Raw genomic sequence first — 19,967 nt, 5'->3', positions numbered from 1 at the left:
TGTTTTTTATTACATGCTGCTTTTTAGCGCATTATATTCATTTGTCATATTGAGCGATCTGTATATGCCCAGAAGCGATTTTAAAGCACTGTCATTTTTTGGTTCAATGGTTAATGCTTTTTGAAGATAAGGAATTGCACTTTTAATAATTTCATCTTTTTTAGCATCCAGCCTATCATATTCCTGCATTTCTTTGGTACTGTTTCCTAATGCTGCCATTTGGTCCACTATCTGTTTTTTCTCTTGTATTTTTACATATACAAGATTGATGTAGCAGTCCATACATTTTTGATTGGTCTGTAATCCTTCTTCATAATATTTCTCTGCATTACAAAAATCATTTCTTTCTAAATACGAATATCCTAATGAAGTTAAAATTTCTTCTCTTTTAGAAGGCGGAAATACATTTCTGGGTTTTTCATAAAGACCTTCTCTAACGCTTATTTCTCTGGCACTCATAGAAGTAAAAGCTTCTTCTTCTTTCGTTTTTTTGTTTGTTGCATAAAAAATCATTCCTTTTCCTGAATAATTTATTTTCTTAAGCTCTTCAAAATATTTGATTGAAGCAATATAATCTTTAGCTGTTAAAGAGGATGTTGCAGCATTGTAAAGGTTTAATGTGTCTTTTTTATCAAACAAGTAAACCTCGTAACTTTTATCTGCACTTTCTTTAAATTTTCCTTCTTTATAGTCTTTATAAGCTCCATCGACAAGTTTCGATTTCATTTCTTTTAAAGCAGAACTTGCCTTGAAAGCGTACTTGTAATTTCGGGACTCATTTTCGTATAAAAGAACATCCTGAAAGGCGCTTGAAGCTATAGTAAAGTTTGCTGCAGCATCAATATTCTTAGTTGCCAAATCTTTATAAATATTTCCTTTTGTAAAAAAATAGTCAATTTTTACCTCATCAGGAGCATTTATTACGAGATATTCTATTTTCTTTAAAATAGCTGCCGCTTCCTGAAGTTTCCCTTTAGAATAATTGGTTTGGGCTTCTTTAAGTTCTTCTTTTTGAGCAAATGCACTAACATTTACCAATATCAAAAAGAGTACGATTTTAAGGTTATTTTTCATTTTGGTTATGTTTTGGTTGTTAAAATAAATCTTATGGTTATTTTTTATGAGTGGCATTTATCATTAAGATTCAAGCCTGATTTTAGTCAGGACTTTTGATGAAATCACTCATTGATATTATCGTTCTTAAGAACATTACAACAAACAAAACACAGTTGGGTAATTTTTCTCCATAAACTAGTTGGTTTAGATTAAACATTATTTTTAATTACTTATTGAAAGGTTTTTAATACATAAATCTCCTCATTTAATGAATTCATTGAACAAATAATTAGTTTTTAACCAAAATAGAACTAATTATTGAATAAATAAACAAAAACAGATTAAAATATAAAATTTTAACAGGATGAGTATAAAAATTACTACTAAAACATCAATTTTAGTGGATAAAAATAAATCAATAATTACAAATTTTAAAGCGACTGGAAAAAAATATTTGAGATAATTACATAAAAAAACTCACTAGATGTATTTGCATACAAATAGTGAGCTTTTTAAAACCAAAACGACCATTTGGTTTTTCGAAATAAACATCCGACAAATAATAGTGGGCTGTTTAATTAGCTATGATTTCAAAACTTTTATCTTCAATTTTCACAACTGTTAAGGCTTGTGAATAATTAAGTAAAAAAGAAACAACTTCTTTTTTAGGTTTTAAATCTTTAGAAGCTAATGCTTTTTTAGAGTAAATTTTCGCCATACTATCAAAATGTTTTATAATAGTATAACGGGCTAATATTCAAAATAGTATTAGTTGGTTAAAATAATTTGATGTTTGTCAATTATTTTTCTTAAATTCATTAATGCATAACGCATTCTGCCTAATGCGGTATTGATACTTACACCTGTCAATTCAGAGATTTCTTTGAAGCTCATATCCTGATACATACGCATTACCAAGACTTCTTTTTGATCATCCGGAAGTTCTTCGATTATCTTTTTTAAATCGACTTCTACCTGATCAAAAATCATTTTATTTTCTATGGTTAAGGAATCATCAGACATTACAGAAAAGATAGAAAATTCTTCTGTTTCTCTGTACATTGGCATTTTTTTGGTTTTACGAAAGTGATCCACAATCAAGTTGTGGGAGATACGCATTACCCAGGGTAAAAATTTACCTTCTTCATTATATGAATTACTTTTAAGTGTTTTGATCACTTTAATAAAAGTATCTTGAAAAATATCGTTTGAAATATCTCTATCAGCAATCTTAGAATATATAAATCCATATATCTTAGACTCGTGTCTCTTTATTAATGTTGCAAGGGCACTCTCGTTGCCTTCAACATAATTTTTCACTAATAGAGCGTCTGGAATATGCAGATCAGCCATAATACTACTTTTTTTAGTTCAGTTTTAAAATTGGAGTAATTTTATAAAAAAGTAGTTTTATTGTATAGGCGTATCTTTATGAGTTATGTTAATAATGTGACCAAATTTAACAAATATTTCTTTTAAAAAGCAAATAAAAAGAACAATAATTAACAATAAATTGTTAATTATTGCAGAAGAAACTTAATTTTGATCCTGAATCCCTTTAAAAACAGAGGAAATCAGGGTTGATTTTAACAAAAAAAATCAGATATAAATCACTCATTACTAAATAATTAATGGATTTATATCTGATTTAAATATAATTTTATTGCGGTATTATTTTCTATTGATAAACACGTACATAATCGATATAAAATTTTTGAGGAAGTGCTTTGTCGTCCACTTCAGGGCCTCCAAAATTTCCCCCTATGGCCAAATTTAGGACAATATAAAAGGGTTTATCAAAGGGCCAGGTATCTTCGGTTTTAACCTCCGGATTAAAGGTATAAACTACTGATTTATCTACATAAAAATCAATTTTTTCTTTGGTCCATTCAATTGCAAAAACATGATATCCTTCTTCAATATCAGGAAATGCAGTTCTTTTTGTATTTATTGTATTTCCGTGACTGTCTTGTGTGTGCAAGGTGGTATAAACCATATGCGGATCTCTGCCTATATATTCTAAAATATCTATTTCGCCGGTTTTAGGCCATTTTACCTCATCTATATTAGCGCCTAACATCCAGAATGCCGGCCATAAACCATGTCCAACGGGTAATTTTGCCCTAGCTTCAATTCTACCGTATTTAAACTCTTTTTTTCCTTTGGTGGTGATTTTTGTAGAGGTATATTTATTTCCTTCTTTTCTGGCTTCGATCACTAAATTACCGTCTTTGAATTCATGATTTGTCCTGGTGTAAATTTGTCTTTCGTTATTTCCATAACCACATAAATCCGGACAACCATCTCCCAGCTCGAAATTCCAGTTTTTTTCATTGACTTCTTTTTTATTAAAATCTTCTTCCCATACAAGTTTTCGTTTTACTCCCTGAGCATAACAAAAACCGGAGATCAGTATAAGTACAATTATTTTTTTCATTGTCTCTTTTTAAAATTACAAAAAACAAGAAGGTCAGCCTTAACTGACCTTCTCATTCCTTCTTACTAATTAATTTATAATCTATTGATATACTCTTACGTAATCAATCTCCATCGAAGACTGGGTAAAAGCAGCATCAATATTACCGCCCAGATTACCTCCCATTGCAACATTTAGAATTAAGAAAAAGTCGCTGTTAAAAGGTAAAGAACCTTCATTAGGAACTGAATGAATAAGCTGATCATCTACAAATGTTTGTACAGATGCAGGACTCCAAACTGTTTTATAAACATGAAATTCTGTTGATACATTTGGTATTGTCTTAGATCCTGAAACACCGTTTCCGCCAGAATGACCGGGATAATGCAGTGTACTTAAAATAACATCCTGATTGTTCCCAACATGTTCCATAATATCTATCTCACCACAAGCCGGCCAAGGTTTAGTGGCATAATTTTGTCCAAGCATCCAGATTGCCGGCCATGTTCCTTTACCAGTTGGCAATTTCGCTTTAATCTCTATTTTTCCATAGGTAAAACTAAATTTTCCATCTGTTTTTAATCGTGCCGAAGAATAATCTGCTCCTCCTGAAGCTTCTTTTTTAGCAGTTATTTTTAGCATTCCGCCTTGTACGGTTACGTTTGTTGCTGAGTTGGTATAATTTTGTTTTTCATTATTTCCCCAGCCATTATCGCCTTTACCCAAATCATAGTTCCATTTTGTGGCATCCGGAGCTCCGTCTGTATTAAACTCTTCTGACCAAACCAGTTTTGTAAAATCTGCCGGTGGTGCCTGAGTAGGTTTTGTGGTCGTAAAGATATGGTACCAAGCCAGCGCAGGATTACCGCCCATAACGGCTCTTACTACCATTCGGTTTGCTGTAATAGATAGTATTTCGTATGAATTCTGACCAATATAATACCCCATGAATCCGTTGTCAGAAAAATTCATCGTTGTACCTCTACTTTGTTTTGCATGATCCGGATTTGCCATTACAACCGATTCTGACGGGCTTAATGATACTGTTTTTTTACTTCCGGTATTGTATGTTAAACACGCATCATCAGGTGAACTTCCTCCTGCAACGCTTGCAAAAGCAGCATTAAAGAAAGTTGCTCCGCCATTATTTAATTCAAATTTTAATTGTCCTGCTTCTAGCGAGAAGGTCAATACGTTATCATATAAACAGCTGCTTGCAGGTGATGCAGCTTTCTCAAAAGCACCAGCTGAATAGTAATTTGAAAAATAATTTTTAGTCGCATCACCATCATTCTGACCTACGCCAAGATGTCCTGGTTCAGATGCTGACCAATACCATTTTTTAGAAGATCCGCCTGTTAAGAAATTAACGGCTTCATCATCACTAAAATTGCTTAATACCGTAACGTCAACAGTAGTATTAGTAGCTACACCACCTCTTCCTGAAGCTATTATAGTTACTGTATAAGTATTTAAACCTGTTTTGGTAAAGCGTTTTGTAAAAACTCCGCTTGGAGCATTTTCTGTAGTACCGTCACTAAAAGCATATTTATACGAAATGGCATTATCACCTGTTGCGGTAAACTTTACCATTCCTGATCCGTCTCCGTTAGGTTCAGCTGCGGTTTTACCAACAATTTCAGCGGTAACTTTTATATTTGCCGGGGCTGCTAAATCTCCAAAAGAATGATCCTCATTTTGGCAACTTATCGCTAATACCAATGCAAAAAGTAGTACGAAGTATTTATTATATTTTTTCATTTTGTTCTTTTTTATAAAATGTAAATTCATTTTAATCTATTGATAAGATTTAATTTCTATTTATGGAAATAAACGTTGTCAATATATATAGTATGCGTTCCGCTTGGGTTTCCTGAATATATAAGCTGCGCGATATGTCCGCGGGTTGTTAATCCGGTAAATTCAGTTAATGGTATATCAAGGCTTACCCATGTTCCTTTTGCCGGAGCGGTAAATTTTACTTCGTGTTCTTTATCATCTCCTCCTCCATTGTAAACTCCATTAGGACCAAAATCGACTAATTTTATTCTGAATTCAGTAAAATCAGCTGACCATACATCTACATGAAAGTGTGTCATTGCAGATGCATCGATTGTTGCAGTTGGCTCGATACCCACAAAATTTAAATCTGAGTATTTTTTTACTGCATTTCCTGCCACAGCAGTTTCTTCTAATGTTGCAGCAGACCAATCTGTACGCCAAGTCGCTACAGGAACATTTGAATATGCATCGCTAAACATCGAAATAACATCTGAGGCTGGTTTTGTAGGTGTTGGTGCTGCGGTACTTAATGCTTCTCCGTTTTTATAAAAATAAATATTATCTATAAATAAATTTTTACCTGCCGGAGTTCCAACCAATTTCAATTGGAAAATATCTGCAACAGTAAATCCATCCTGACTTGTAAATGCCGAAATAGGAATATCAATACTTGTCCATTGGTTTGCGATCAGGTCTTTTGAAACGGCTCTTTCTCCATTAATTTTAGTACTGCTGATTAAGAATATATCTAATTTTGGCAAATCTGCTGTCCAGACATCAAGGTGAATATAATCCATAGCTGAAACATTGATTTTTACATCATCTGCAAAAGCAATTCCTTCATAATTTAGATTCGTATAATTCAGCATTTTATCTCCGTTTAAATCAAACTCACTATATCCTGTTGATTGTCCCCAATTTGGGAAAAAACTTGTTCCTGCAAGATTTGTGTATTTTGAACTGTAAACCGAAATTACATTTCCTGCTGGTCTGTTAGGCGGTGTTGGTGCTGACGCCGTTGGATTAAGTACTAATTTTGCTGCAAAATCTTCTTTATATTCTGTTGTTTTAATAGCTGCACTTTTAGAAACTACACGAATTGAATATATTCCCGGTTCTTTATAGGTGTATGAAATTGATTCGCCATTGTTTGCCGAAACTGGTTCTGGTTTGCCTGCTTCTCCAAAATAAACATCATAAAACAAAGCAAAATCTGCTGATGCTTTTACAGTTATTTTGTTAGAAACTGTCAAATCATTTGTGATTACCACTTTTAAATTTTCAGGTGCTTTAAACGAAACAACGACATCTTTAATTACTTCGGTTGTTTTTCCGGTAATTCCCATTGCGATAATTTTAGACTTGTAAACTCCTTCTTTATAAGTATGTGTTACATTAGCGCCAGATGAAAAATAATCTGATTCTGGAGTTCCGTCTCCGTAATTGACCTTGAATTGTGTAACGCCTTCTCCTGTAGGTATAAAAGTTACCTTACCTGAATTATCCTGGGTTACAGTGGTCAGAGCAGTTATATTTGTTGGTTCACTCAGACCATCCAAATTAACATTGCTGTCTTCGCTTGAACAACCCACAAACAGGGCTAAAACGAAAAGGGTTATAATAAAATGTATTTTTTTCATGATAGTTTTTTTTTAATATCCAGGGTTTTGTTGCCAGTTTCCGTTTCCAAATTGAATTTCTTCAATTGGTAATGGAAATAATTCATTTTTATTTGCCTTGAATCCCGGAATTTTTCCAGCCGCTTTTCCAGTTCTTACTAAATCGAAGAAACGATGTCCTTCTCCAAAAAGTTCTACTCTTCTTTCGGCTAAAATAAAATCGGTTAAAGCAGCTCCTGAAACTGATATGTCATGGTTATTATCTCCAAAAGCACGTCTTCTTACCTGATTTAGATACGTTTTTGCTTTGGTATCATCAATCGCTCCACGATTGTACGCTTCTGCAGCCATCAATAACACATCTGCATAACGTATTGCTCTGTAATTGTTTGGGTTAGTTAAGTTTAAATCTCCCTGAGCTTCTGCACTTATTTTTCTTGGCAGGTATTTTCTATTAAAGTAACCGGTATCTTCATTTCCTTTTCCATAAGTTACCCCGCTGTTTGCTGCTGCCCATGCTGCGATATCCAATATGGCAACATCTTTACGTTTGTCACCAACTTCAAAAGCATCAGCACTTTCTTTGGTTGGAATATTAAAACTAAATCCAGAAGAAAAAAGTGGTCCTGAATAATTTCTGATTCCGCTAAAACCAACTGCTACGTTACCTTCACTACATTGTAAACAAGTAAAACCAGCTCCTTCAACATCTGTATATTGTACTTCAAAAACAGATTCTGTTCCGTTTTCTCCGGCAAGTTCAAACATGGCATTATAATCTGATTGCAGCGTATATTTTCCGGAACTTATTACAGCATCAAGTACAGATGCTGCTTGCACAAATTTACCCTGATACAAATATGCTTTTCCTAATAAGGCCTGAGCAGCTCCTTTTGTAACTCTTCCTTTTTGAGATGCTGTTGGAGATAAATTAGCCGACGCAAAAATTAAATCAGCTTCGATAGAAGCATAAACTTCCTGAACTGATGAGCGCGGTACTGTTTTTTCGTCTCCAACTTTAAATCTTGCATCTCCTTTCATCGGGATTCCGCCAAACCATTTCACTAACTCAAATTGGTAATATGCTCTAAGAAAACGTGTTTCTGCAAGTAGCTGGGTCTTTCCTTCAAAATTTGTTTTATCCTTAAATTCAAGAATATAATTGGCTCTTTGTACTCCTGCAAACATCCAGTTCCAGATGTCTCTTAAATTGCTGTTTACGGGTGTATGAATCATATCGTCTACTTGTTGCCAGCCAATTACGTCTGTTGGGCTTTCTCCTCCGGCCAATGTATTATCTGAGGCAATTTCGCCTAATAAAACATTTGCATAAGTAGATTGCAGCAAATCATAAGCGGCAACTAATGCTTCATCATAATCTGATTTTGAATTAAAATAATTCTCAGAATCTATAGAATATTCTGGTTTTGGGCTCACAAACTCATCTGAACAAGAAATACTTATTGTCGAGAAGAGTGTTAGTGTTATAATGGTTGTAACTAAATATTTTTTCATTTTAATAGCAATTAAAAATTAATGTTTAGACCCAATAAATAGGTTCTTGGCACAGGATAAAATCCATAATCAATTCCGGCACCAATTGGTGACTGAGAAACTCCATCCTGATTTGTAGGTCCAAACGAAGCGCCCGGATCAAACCCTTTGTATTTGGTAAAAGTGTATAAATTATTTACTCCGGTATAAAGCCTTAGTTTTGTAATTCCGGCTTTTTGAGTTACTTTAGGATTAATTGTATATCCTAATTGTATGTTCTGGATTCTGAAATAAGAAGCATCTTCTACAAAATAATCTGATAGTACATTGTTTGCCGTTGCGCCGGTAGTTACTCTTGGTACAGAGTTACTTGTTCCTTCGCCTGTCCATCTGTCTAAAACATAATCCAGACGATTGGCATCAGAAAGTACTCTTTCGTAATTACGTACCATATCATTGCCTATTGATGCAAATGTATATACTGCAAAATCAAGGTTTTTATAATTTAATTGCAGATTGAATCCCATTGTCGCATCTGCAATTGGGTCTCCAATATTGGTTCTGTCTTTGGTATCGATTACGCCATCGCCATTTATATCTACATAACGAATATCTCCTGGTGAAGCATTTGCGCCTAAAGCCAATTGCGACGGATGTGCATCAACTTCTGACTGGTTCTGGAAAATTCCGTCGGTTTTATAGCCATAGAAATAGCCAATTGGTTTTCCGGATTCCATACGTGCTGCAGCCGGTTGCCCAACTCCAAAAGAACCTTGCTCAATAAATCCGGTTCCGTTGTTTACTTCTAACACTTCATTTTTAAGAAAGGTTACATTATAGCCAACTGTAAACGAAAATGAATCTGATAATTTCTCTTTATAATCTATTGCGAATTCTAATCCTGAATTTCTAACAGTTCCGGCATTCATGGTTGGAGCGCTCGCACCCGGCGCACCAATGCCTACAATTCCTGAAACCGGAATATTTGGTATCAATAAATCTTTTCTGGTATCGATAAAATAATCTGCTACGACATTAACTTTATCGTTGAATAATCTTAAGTCTAAACCAACATCAAACTTTTTGGCTTCTTCCCACTTTAAATCCGGATTCGGGATTTGTCCCGTTGCAGCTCCGTTTACTAATATGCCATCAAAAACATAAGTTGCTTCTCCATTTAAAATACTCAAAAATCCATTGTTTGGAATTTGATCATTTCCTAAAGTTCCGTAACTGGCTCTGAATTTTAAGAAGTTAACTGTTTTTGAAGTTCCAAAGAATCCTTCATCAGAAACTACCCAACCTGCAGTAAAAGACGGAAAATATCCAACTTTAAAGCCCGGTCCAAATTTTGTCGAAGAATCACGTCTGATCATTGCTGAAAAAAGATATTTTCCTTTATAATCGTATTGTGCTCTTCCAAAATAAGAGATTCTTCTTTGGTCGTACACGTAACCTCCAATATTTAAAGCAGTTGGTAATCCTTTGGTTAAAGATAAATCTGCAAATTCCCATGAATTATTTGGCACATCATAACCTGTTCCAACAGCAGAATTTCCCCATTGTTTGTAAATGGTGTTTCCTATGGTTGCTGTAACATTATGGTTTTGTGCAATTTTTGTATTATAAGTTGCGTAAATATCAAATGAATAATCGTTATCGTTTACTGTTCTTTGGGTTACAGAACTTCTTTGTACGTCAAATACTTTTCCGCCATAACTTATCTGCGGGCCAAAAATTTTGCTTTCGCTGTTTGCGGTATTAAAACCTATTGAACTTGATAATGTAAAGCCTTTAAAAATTTTATAATCTAAACCAAAGTTTCCGTTTAGCTTTTTATAATTGTAATCATTATAAGTATTGTCAATTTGTGCCAGCGGATTTATAATTTCTGTTCCTAATCCTGTTGTGCTTGGTACGAGAGTAAAATTACCGTTGGCATCATGCGTACTAAAAGTTGCCGGTACATTTAAGGCATTAAACAATACTGATCCTAATCCGTTTTCGTTAATTGTTTTTCTGTCAAAATAAGTATAGATTACATTTGTTTTCAGTTTGAATTTATCGCTTAAATCAGCGCCTAATCCTATTCTTGCCGTGTTTCTCAGGTAACCTGATTTATCACCGCCAACAATACCTTCCTGATCGAGGTGTGAACCACTAATAGAATAAGTAATTTTATCTGATCCTCCTGAAATTGTCAAATCGCTGTTTAATAAAGGTACACCAGTTCCCAGAACTTCTTTTTGCCAATCTGTTCCTTTTCCTAATCCGCTTACATTTGGGTAAGGAAGTGCTTTTCCGCCATTTGCATAACTTTCATTTAATAATAATGCATATTCAGTAGCATTTAGAATTGGTAATTTTCTTGATGCTTCCTGAAATCCGGTATAACTATTAAAAGAGATTTTTGTTTTTGAATTTTTCTTCCCCATTTTGGTCGTAATCAGGATGATTCCGTTTGCCCCAATAGTTCCGTAAATTGCCGCTTGTGCATCTTTTAAAACCGTTACGGTTTCGATATCATTTGGGTTTAAAACATTTAAGTCTCCAACATAACCATCAATAATAGTTGTTGGACCATTTTGACCGTTTGTAGCAATACCACGAATACGCACATCTATAGGTGCGCCGGGAGCTCCGGATTGGGTCGTAACATTAACCCCGGAAATAGTTCCCTGCAAAGCCTGCTCGATCCTTGCCGGTTTCAGTATATCAAGCGTTTTGCTGTCAAGTACAGAAACTGCTCCTGTTACTTCTCTTTTCTTTTGGCTACCATAACCAATAACTACAACTTCATCAAGTGATCTTGTGTCATCGCCCATTTTAACCGTGATTTTGGTTCCTGAAACTACAACTTCTTGTGTTTTTAAACCAATGAAACTAAAAACAAGTGTAGTTCCTTTTGGGATTGCTAATAATTTAAAAGATCCGTCGAAATCAGTTGAGGTTGCCTGCGACGAATTTTTAACTTTTACATTCACACCAGGCAATGAGATTCCTGAGGTGGCATCTAGTACTGTACCGGTAACATCAAATGATTGCGAGAACGCAAATGATGTAAACAGCATTAGTACGGTTAGTAATAATTTGGATTTCATAATTAGTTAGTTTTTATTGAAAGCTAAATTTATCTTATCCGTTTAGGAAAACGATAAAATTAACCTCAACAAAAAACATACATCACAAAAAAATAATGGCTAAATTCAATATATCTCAAAACAGACCCTTGTTTAACTATAAATTCAGAATGTTAATTTCTTTAACATAAACTGCTAAAACTCACAACAAACCGTTAATGTTGTGGTAATGTATAGGTAATTTCAGGAGATTGTTGATGTACTATACAGCCAGAATATATTCTACTAAACCGATTTCGTGCTGTAAATCCATTTTTTTACGCAAACGATATCTTTTTATCTCTACACTTCGAACCGAAATATTAAATAAAGGTGCTATTTCTTTTGAGGAAAGATTCAATCGCAAATAAGCACAAAGACGCAAATCGTTTGGAGTAAGCAACGGATGAAGCTGTTTTATTCGCTTCAGGAAATCTTTATCGGCATTATCAAAAGCTTCTTTAAAAACATTCCAGGAATCTTCCTCAGTAATATTTTTGTTAATTGTACTTATGACAGATTTTATATTATTGCTATCGTTTTGAGTCGTCTTTTTTAAATCTTCTTTTATAAATGCCAGCAATTCATTTTTACTGTTTAAGCTCATCGTAGAAACTGCCAGTTCGCGATTTTTATTATCAACATCCTGAGAAAGCTGCTCATTACGAAGTTTCATTAATTGCTGCTCGTTCTCCAGTTCTTTTATTTCAAGCAAAAGATTATTTTCTTCTATCAATTTCTCTTTTTGTTTGTGGTAATAATTTAGATAGGCTTTGTTCACAAAATAACCGAGAACTATTATGAACAGAAAATAAATAAACCACGCCAGATTGGTTAAATACCAAGGCTTTAATACTACAAATGTGTAAGTTGCTGTATTTTGCAAAATCGTGTTGGCATATTTAGCCCTTACTTTAAAAGTGTATTTTCCCGGCGAAAGGTTTTTAAAATTCACTGTGGCTTTTGTGCTCCATTCGCTCCAGTCATTCTGGAAACCTTCTAATAAATACTGATATTCTGAATTGATGTATTTGTTGTATTCCGGAACGGTATAGTTTAAGGTGATATTATTTTCTGATGATTTAAATTCTCCTTCGTTCTGAATCTCTACATTTTTCAGGTTTTCATTTTGTTTGTTTATTGTAATATCTGTAATGAAAACGGTATAGTTTTTAAAACTCAAATCATCAATATTCAGCGTATAATATCCATCTGTGGTACCAATTAAATAGGTTGATTTTGAAATTTGGGTAATATTCTCAAAACCCAGCATCGAATTGGTTAGTGAGGAAGGAATTGGAATCACGTTTTGCTTTAACTGATTGCTCAGTTTACTGGCAGAAAAATAATGAATGTAATTTTTAGAAAATAACCAGATTTTATTCGAATTATCGACGATTAATTTTCCGGAAGTATATTCGTCTTTTTCGAAAATTGAACTCAGTAAATTGTCTTTCTGAAAAAGTTTTGATTTTTGGTTTAATTTGAAAATTCCGCCTTTGTAAGCATAATATATTTGATTGTTGAATTTGGTTAAGCTCGCATTTTTTCCTTTTTGTGGAGCTTTATAAGCATAGAAATGAGAAGCTTTAAATAACGATTTATCTAATTTTAGCCTAAAAATACCTTTGTATTCGTGACTTACATAAACGTCGAGATTATTCGTGATTTCGAAATAACGGGAGGAATAATCAAAACCCTGAATTTTATTTTTAAAAACCCACTGATTATTTACTTTTTCTAAAACCGAAATTCCGTAATAATTTCCCTGAAGCAATTGATTTCCAGCATTAGGAACCGTTTCAAATTTCCAGGTTCCGGAAGCCGAAAATATATTTCTGGCAGAATCATTTGTAACAATAAAAGTTCCCGAATCATGTCCGCAAAACAGCGTGTTATCGTATACAAAAAGCGACCAGACTTGCCCTTTTGTTCCGTTGATGAATTTAAACTCAGAATTGCTTTGGATATTTTTACAAAACAATCCCTGATTTGTTCCCACATACAACAAACCATTAAAAGTCGCCGAGACATAAACTGTCCCCAAAACTCCGGTATCATCTGTAAAACTATGTACCGGCGAATTAATATTGATACAATTGATTCCGTTATCAAGTCCCGCCCACAAATTTTGATCTTTATCTTCAAAAAGTGACAAAGCGGTATTATTGCTTAATCCTTTGCTTTGCGAAATGTGATATTTAAGTTTTCCTTTATCCGATAAGATAAAAATTCCGTTTGAAACCGTTCCCAAAGCAAAACTTCCGTCCTGCAAAAGCTGACTGCTGTAGACAAAACTTGATTTTATTTCGGCATCAATATCTGTAGTAAAACGGGTCAGATTATTTCCTGATAATTTATATATCCCGTCTAATTGCGTCTGAATAAGCAAACCGTCTTCTGTACTAAAGACATTTGCGATCGTAAATTTTTTAAGAACAGGATCGTCTGAAACTAACTTCGCTTTACCACTTTCGATTTCAAAAAGTCCCTCTTTTAGAGTCTGAAAATAAATCGCATTTTTATGTGCAAATGATTTAACAACGCCGTTTTTGGGTGCAATGATTTTAAATTTCCCGGTTTTGGTGTCATAAATATAGATTCGGTTCAGGGATTGAAATAAAATCCACTGATCATATTTAAGAATATTCCAAAATTGTTCGTCGTCTAAAATCTTATTTTTAATAGTATCACTTAACGAAGTATATTTTAATTTGCCATTTGCCAGTCTGGTCCAAAAACCAAAATTCATATAACAACCTGTATAAATCTTGTTTCCAATTACTTTTACAGATCGCATAATAGTTTCATTTGGCGTAGGATATAATTGCCAGTTTGTACCATTATATTCTAAAAGTCCATCATTATTTGCAAAATATAAATAGTTCTGATTATCCTGAGAAATCATCCAACTCTGATTTCCCGCGCCATACACAGCTGAAGAATACTTAATAATTGGCGGAAAATCCTGTGAAAACAGAATAAAACTCATCAAAAAAAGCAGGATAGAAAGTTTAGTTTTCAAATTGATATATTGTATTAATTTAATGTAAAAGCAGTCCTAAAATAGTGTTTTTTCTGCCACAGATTAAAATGATTTTTTTTCGCCACGAATTTCACGAATTTCCTCTAATTTTTTTTTCGATTATTCCGGCAATTTAATTTGTATTAATTCGTGAAATTCGTGGCAAAATTTTTAACCCTGGAATACATCAAACTTATTCCTGCCTAAATCTATTATTAGTAACATGGCAATTCTGGAACAATTAGTTAAAATTTGGAACAATCTCGTTAACAAAATTCAGTTCAAAATTGATTACTTTTGTAAAAATTCACTTTTTTTATGAAAATTGATCTTTCTACACTAGACCCAAAACATAATATTATAATTAAAGGAGCACAAGTACATAATTTAAAAAATGTAGATGTTGCTATTCCCAGAAATAAACTTGTTGTTATTACAGGTCTTTCAGGATCAGGTAAATCGAGTTTGGCTTTTGATACTTTGTATGCCGAAGGACAGCGTCGTTATGTAGAGAGTTTATCCTCTTATGCACGTCAGTTCTTAGGGCGTTTAGACAAGCCAAAAGTCGAATACATTAAAGGTATTGCTCCGGCAATTGCTATTGAGCAAAAAGTAAATACTACAAATGCGCGTTCGACCGTAGGAACTTCGACTGAAATCTACGATTATGTTAAACTTTTATTTGCCAGAATTGGTCGTACTTATTCACCAATTTCCGGACAAGAAGTTAAAAAAAATACGGTTACCGATGTTGTTGGCGATGTAAAAAACCTGGAATTAGACAGTAAATGGCTTTTGCTTTCGCCTATTCATCTTGAAGAAGGCAGAAAACTTGAAGATAAACTAAAGGTGCTTTTGCAACAAGGTTTTGCCCGTATATTAGTAGATAACGAAATGGTTCGTTTAGATGAATTTACGCCTACAGAAATTCATAAATTAGACAATAAAGATATTTTATTAATCATTGACAGAATTGTTGTCAAGGATGAAGAAGAGTTCTATAATCGTTTGGCAGATGCTGTACAAACTGCTTTTTTTGAAGGAAAAGGAATTTGTTACCTGCAGGAACTAAACTCAGATAAGAGATTTACGTATTCGAATAATTTTGAGCTTGACGGCATTACATTTCTGGAACCAAATGTTCATTTGTTCAGTTTTAATAATCCTTACGGAGCTTGTCCGGTTTGCGAAGGTTACGGAAACATTATTGGTATAGATTCTGATTTAGTGATTCCTAATACTTCTTTATCGGTTTTCGAAAATGCAATTTATCCCTGGCGAGGCGACAGCATGAGCTGGTATAAAGATGAATTGATAAAACATGCTTATAAATTTGATTTCCCAATTCACAAACCTTTTTTCGAACTTACAGAAGATCAAAAAGATGTAATCTGGAAAGGAAATAACTATTTTCAAGGTCTGAATGGTTTCTTTAAAGAACTGGAAGAAAAAAATTATAAAATTCAGAATCGCGTGATGTTGTCCCGTTATCGCGGAAAAACAAAATGTCATGCGTGTCGCGGAAAACGTTTACGTGAAGAAGCATCCTATGTAAAAATCAATGGTAAAACAGTTTCTGATTTAGTTGATTTGCCTATTAAACATTTGGTTACTTTTTTCAAAAATATTGATCTAAATGTTTACGAACAGCAAATTGCAAAACGCTTGATGGTCGAAATCAATAATCGTTTGTCATTTTTGACAGAGGTTGGTTTGGATTATCTTACGCTAAACCGAAATTCTGCTACATTATCAGGAGGAGAATCACAACGTATTAATCTTGCTACTTCGCTAGGAAGCAGCTTAGTAGGATCGATGTATATTCTTGATGAACCAAGTATTGGTTTGCATCCCAAAGATTCTGAACGATTGATAAAAGTATTGCTTTCGCTTCGTGATTTAGGTAATACCGTAATCGTGGTTGAACACGATGAGGATATTATGAAAGCTGCGGATATGATTATTGATATTGGTCCTGAAGCAGGAACTTTTGGTGGACATTTAGTCGCTCAGGGAACCTATGATGAAATATTAAAATCTGATTCACTGACAGCTAAATACTTAAATGGAGATTTAGAAATTACGGTTCCTAAAAAGAGACGAAAATTTAAAAATCATATTGATATTATTGGCGCGAGAGAAAACAACTTAAAAAATATTGATGTTACTTTTCCTCTTGATGTCTTAACTGTTATTACAGGAGTTTCGGGAAGTGGAAAAAGTACGCTGATCAAAAAGATTTTGTTTCCGGCAATGCAGAAAAAGCTTGAAAATGCTGCCGAAAAAGCAGGTCAGTTTAGCGAAATAAAAGGATCTTTTTCTCAAATAAAACATATTGAGTATGTGGATCAAAATCCTATAGGCAGGAGTTCAAGATCTAATCCTGTAACGTATATCAAGGCTTATGATGAAATCAGGGAATTATATGCCAAAGAAAAATTATCAAAAATAAGAGGTTATCAGGCTAAACATTTTTCTTTTAACGTAGATGGCGGGCGTTGCGAAACCTGCAAAGGAGAAGGCTCTATAAATGTCGAAATGGTCTTTATGGCAGATGTATCTTTGCCTTGCGAAACTTGTGGCGGAAAAAGATTTAAAAAAGAAGTTCTGGAAATTACTTTTGATAATCAAAACATCAACGATATCCTTACGATGACAATCGATGATGCAATTGCTTTTTTTGATAAAAATAAACAAACTAAGATTACACAAAAACTACAACCGCTACAAGATGTAGGTTTAGGATATGTACAACTAGGACAATCTTCTTCTACTCTTTCAGGTGGAGAAGCACAACGTATTAAGTTAGCTTCATTTCTTGTAAAAGGCGCTACAAAAGACAAAGCTTTATTTGTATTTGATGAACCTACGACTGGTTTACATTTTCATGATATCAAAAAATTACTGGCTTCTTTTGATGCTTTAATAGAGAAAGGACATTCTATAATTGTAATCGAACATAATCTTGATCTTATAAAATGTGCTGACTGGATTATTGATTTAGGTCCTGAAGGAGGAGAAAACGGAGGACATTTATTAGCCGTAGGAACTCCTGAAGATGTTGCGAAAGAGAAAAAATCTGTTACCGGAATTTATTTAAAGGATAAATTATAGAAAAGGTACTTAGGCACTGAGGTTCTAAGTTTTAATAAAATATAAATTAAAAAAAAATCCAAATTCCAATGATTCATTATCATTTTGGAATTTGGATTTTTAATTTTGAGATTTAAATTTCTTACGCGACTAAACATCTTTCTTCAAAAGGTAAACCATCTTCATCAATTGCAACTAGTACTTTTTTTTGTCTTGAGGCTTCAATTGTCAGATAAAGCCATGCAAATGACCACAATCCTAATGTTAAACAAAAAATGATAAAATTCAAACCATGATTGACCACTTTTCCGCCTTTAGAAAGGACCGCAAAAAGGAATTCATCATTTCTTTCTTCTAATGTAAATCCGTTATGAACTTTGTTTGATATCATATTAGAAAATACTTGTAAGCTCTGCTCCTGACTCAGTCCATTGTTTTTCATAATCATCATTTAAAAAAATTAATCAAAATACTACTACAATTATTTTACAAATTTAAATTTCGTAAAAAAGTATTACTATCTTAAAAACAGCAAAATGTCCGATTTTATTGTCTTATCTAGTATAATTTTTATCATAAAAACCGAAGTGTTGCCAAATTCTCAGTTAAAGTTAATTTTTATAAAATTAACTTCAAAATAATTCACTGTTAAATTTTTAAGATTAATAGCACATTATCAGCAGATTACTCTTTTTTCTTAATAGTAAAAGAAGGCGGTTCATAATCGTTTTTTAGATAATTTTCAGGAATTGTAGTTGTGTTTCCATCACGCAAAGCGTTGTAATGAGGTGACATGATTTCGATTCCGGCAGCATTAAAGGAATCCTGAATATTTTGATGCAATGAAGAATAAATCAATGGTTGCTTTGTAGGATGCTTGGTATATACATTAATTTGGTACGAAACATAAAAATCATCCAGACTTGTTTGTAATACAAAAGGTGGCGGAGTTGGTTCTGTCATTTCTGTTTTTAGTGCAGCATCTATCAAAGCCTTATAAATGTCTTTCCAGGGCACATCGTAACCAATTGTAACGGTCGTATGAATCAATAAACCATTATTAACCTGTTTTGTATTTGATGAATAGTTTGTAGAAGTGCTCGATAATACAGTCGCATTGGGTATTGTTATATCTTCGAACTTAGGTGTTCTGATTCTGGTAACCAAAGCTGTTTTTTCGATAACTTCTCCGCTTACATCGCCTATTTTTATAAAATCACCAATCTTAAAGGGACGCATATAGGTAATTACTAATCCTGCAACCATATTGGCGATCGCATTTGAGGAACCTAATGAAAACAGAATTCCAACAAATACCGAAACTCCTTTGAAAATTGGTGAATCTGAGCCAGGCAAATAAGGAAATATAATTACTAACATAAATGCAAGCAATAAAAAACGAATAATATTGAAGGTTGGCATCGCCCAATCACTGTAAAAGCCATCAATTTTTATGTTTTCTTTTTTAATCTCATCAAAAAAGAACCTGATAATTTTTATCGCATATTTAAAGATGAAAATAATTACTAAGATGGTGACAAAACTGGGCAAAAAATCTACAAATCCCATAATGGCTAATTTTGCCGGAGCAAGAATCCAACGCAATAAGGTTGTTGTATACGCTTCTGTAGCCGGAAAAATACTAAACAGTAACGGCAACGAAAGATATACTATCAAAATCAAAGTAATAGCTTTTATAACGCTGTACAATCGCATAAGCAATGACTGTTGCTTTTGTGGCGAAAGAATATTAATGTTATTATAATTAAAACCTTTAAAATATTTATCGCTGTTTCTTAGAATATATAATCTTATCCTATTAAAAATTTTACCGACAAAATATAAAATCACACCAATAATCAAAATAAGCAATAAAGTATATCCAAGCCTTTTAGGAAGCATTGAATAATTTTTATTTTGATAAATGATTGCTTTTTTAATGAGACTTAAATTTCGCCTTGCGATAAAATCTGTTGTTTTATTTTCTGCTTTTGCATCTACATCCAGAATAGACATAATAACGAAACCATCCTTATAAACAATATCCTGAGAAATATCTGAAGGAACAATTCGGAGAGAATCTTTTTCAAAAAAAGAATCTTCATAGAGTTTTTTAATTTTATCAGTAATGGCTTTTGCCCGGCTCTCTGCAGAAAAAGAGCCTACTTTATTATATACATAGAAAAGAGTATCCTTAAAGGGACTTACAGGATATTGCTTTGGCTTTGATTGAGTGGCAACTGTCTTTGATGTTTGTAAGCTATCATTTTGGGCAAAAGCAGGTGACGAAAACAAAACAATGAAAAGCGTTAAAAAACAAATCAATTTATTTTTCATATTCTGCTAGCTATAAGTTGGTTAAC

Annotated in this window: 12 protein-coding genes; 1 reads left to right on the top strand and 11 read right to left on the bottom strand. The window is 33.4% G+C overall.

What is annotated here, in order from left to right; genetic code table 11:
* Nucleotides 1-9 precede the first annotated feature (9 nt).
* The 9 genes from ASF10_RS14945 to ASF10_RS14910 all read right to left on the bottom strand — a co-directional run bounded on the left by ASF10_RS14945 (nucleotide 10) and on the right by ASF10_RS14910 (nucleotide 14,511).
* Entirely contained in the window at nucleotides 10-1,074 is a 1,065-nt protein-coding gene (locus tag ASF10_RS14945) for a hypothetical protein (protein WP_056250590.1), read from the bottom strand.
* 556 nt (nucleotides 1,075-1,630) lie between these two features.
* Entirely contained in the window at nucleotides 1,631-1,774 is a 144-nt protein-coding gene (locus ASF10_RS24355; RefSeq protein WP_165689754.1) for a hypothetical protein, read from the bottom strand.
* Between the two features lie 50 nt (nucleotides 1,775-1,824).
* A complete protein-coding gene (locus ASF10_RS14940; RefSeq protein WP_056250588.1) occupies nucleotides 1,825-2,409 on the bottom strand; it encodes an RNA polymerase sigma factor in 585 nt (194 codons plus the stop codon).
* Between the two features lie 325 nt (nucleotides 2,410-2,734).
* Complete coding sequence (locus ASF10_RS14935; protein ID WP_056250586.1) at nucleotides 2,735-3,493, bottom strand: family 16 glycosylhydrolase; 759 nt, start codon at nucleotides 3,491-3,493, stop codon at nucleotides 2,735-2,737.
* Nucleotides 3,494-3,574: 81 nt separating this feature from the next.
* A complete protein-coding gene (locus ASF10_RS14930; protein ID WP_056250585.1) occupies nucleotides 3,575-5,233 on the bottom strand; it encodes a family 16 glycosylhydrolase in 1,659 nt (552 codons plus the stop codon).
* 56 nt (nucleotides 5,234-5,289) lie between these two features.
* Entirely contained in the window at nucleotides 5,290-6,894 is a 1,605-nt protein-coding gene (locus ASF10_RS14925; RefSeq protein WP_198529596.1) for a hypothetical protein, read from the bottom strand.
* A gap of 12 nt (nucleotides 6,895-6,906) precedes the next feature.
* The gene (locus ASF10_RS14920; RefSeq protein ID WP_056250583.1) at nucleotides 6,907-8,388 is read right to left on the bottom strand and encodes a RagB/SusD family nutrient uptake outer membrane protein; all 1,482 of its coding nucleotides are present in this window, start codon (nucleotides 8,386-8,388) and stop codon (nucleotides 6,907-6,909) included.
* An 11-nt stretch (nucleotides 8,389-8,399) separates the two neighbouring features.
* Nucleotides 8,400-11,468, bottom strand: a complete 3,069-nt coding sequence (locus ASF10_RS14915) for a SusC/RagA family TonB-linked outer membrane protein (protein WP_056250581.1) — start codon at nucleotides 11,466-11,468, stop codon at nucleotides 8,400-8,402.
* Between the two features lie 241 nt (nucleotides 11,469-11,709).
* A complete protein-coding gene (locus ASF10_RS14910) occupies nucleotides 11,710-14,511 on the bottom strand; it encodes a triple tyrosine motif-containing protein (protein ID WP_317039051.1) in 2,802 nt (933 codons plus the stop codon).
* Between the two features lie 318 nt (nucleotides 14,512-14,829).
* Between ASF10_RS14910 and uvrA the strand changes: the two genes are divergently transcribed.
* Nucleotides 14,830-17,625 (top strand): excinuclease ABC subunit UvrA, encoded by a 2,796-nt coding sequence (gene uvrA, locus ASF10_RS14905; protein ID WP_056250577.1) that lies wholly within the window; start codon nucleotides 14,830-14,832, stop codon nucleotides 17,623-17,625.
* Nucleotides 17,626-17,746: 121 nt separating this feature from the next.
* Here uvrA and ASF10_RS14900 read toward each other — a convergent pair whose 3' ends face one another.
* Both ASF10_RS14900 and ASF10_RS14895 read right to left on the bottom strand, forming a co-directional pair.
* On the bottom strand, nucleotides 17,747-18,046 hold the full coding sequence (locus ASF10_RS14900) for a hypothetical protein (RefSeq protein WP_056250575.1): 300 nt from the start codon (nucleotides 18,044-18,046) through the stop codon (nucleotides 17,747-17,749).
* Between the two features lie 242 nt (nucleotides 18,047-18,288).
* Nucleotides 18,289-19,941: a mechanosensitive ion channel family protein gene (locus ASF10_RS14895; protein ID WP_056250573.1), complete on the bottom strand. Its 1,653-nt coding sequence runs from the start codon at nucleotides 19,939-19,941 to the stop codon at nucleotides 18,289-18,291.
* Between the last annotated feature and the right edge of the window lie 26 nt (nucleotides 19,942-19,967).

Origin of the sequence: Flavobacterium sp. Leaf82, from assembly GCF_001422725.1 — a bacterium.
GTDB lineage: Bacteria > Bacteroidota > Bacteroidia > Flavobacteriales > Flavobacteriaceae > Flavobacterium.
Note: the sequence above shows the minus strand (reverse complement) of the source record. Positions and strands in the feature narration are given on the sequence as shown.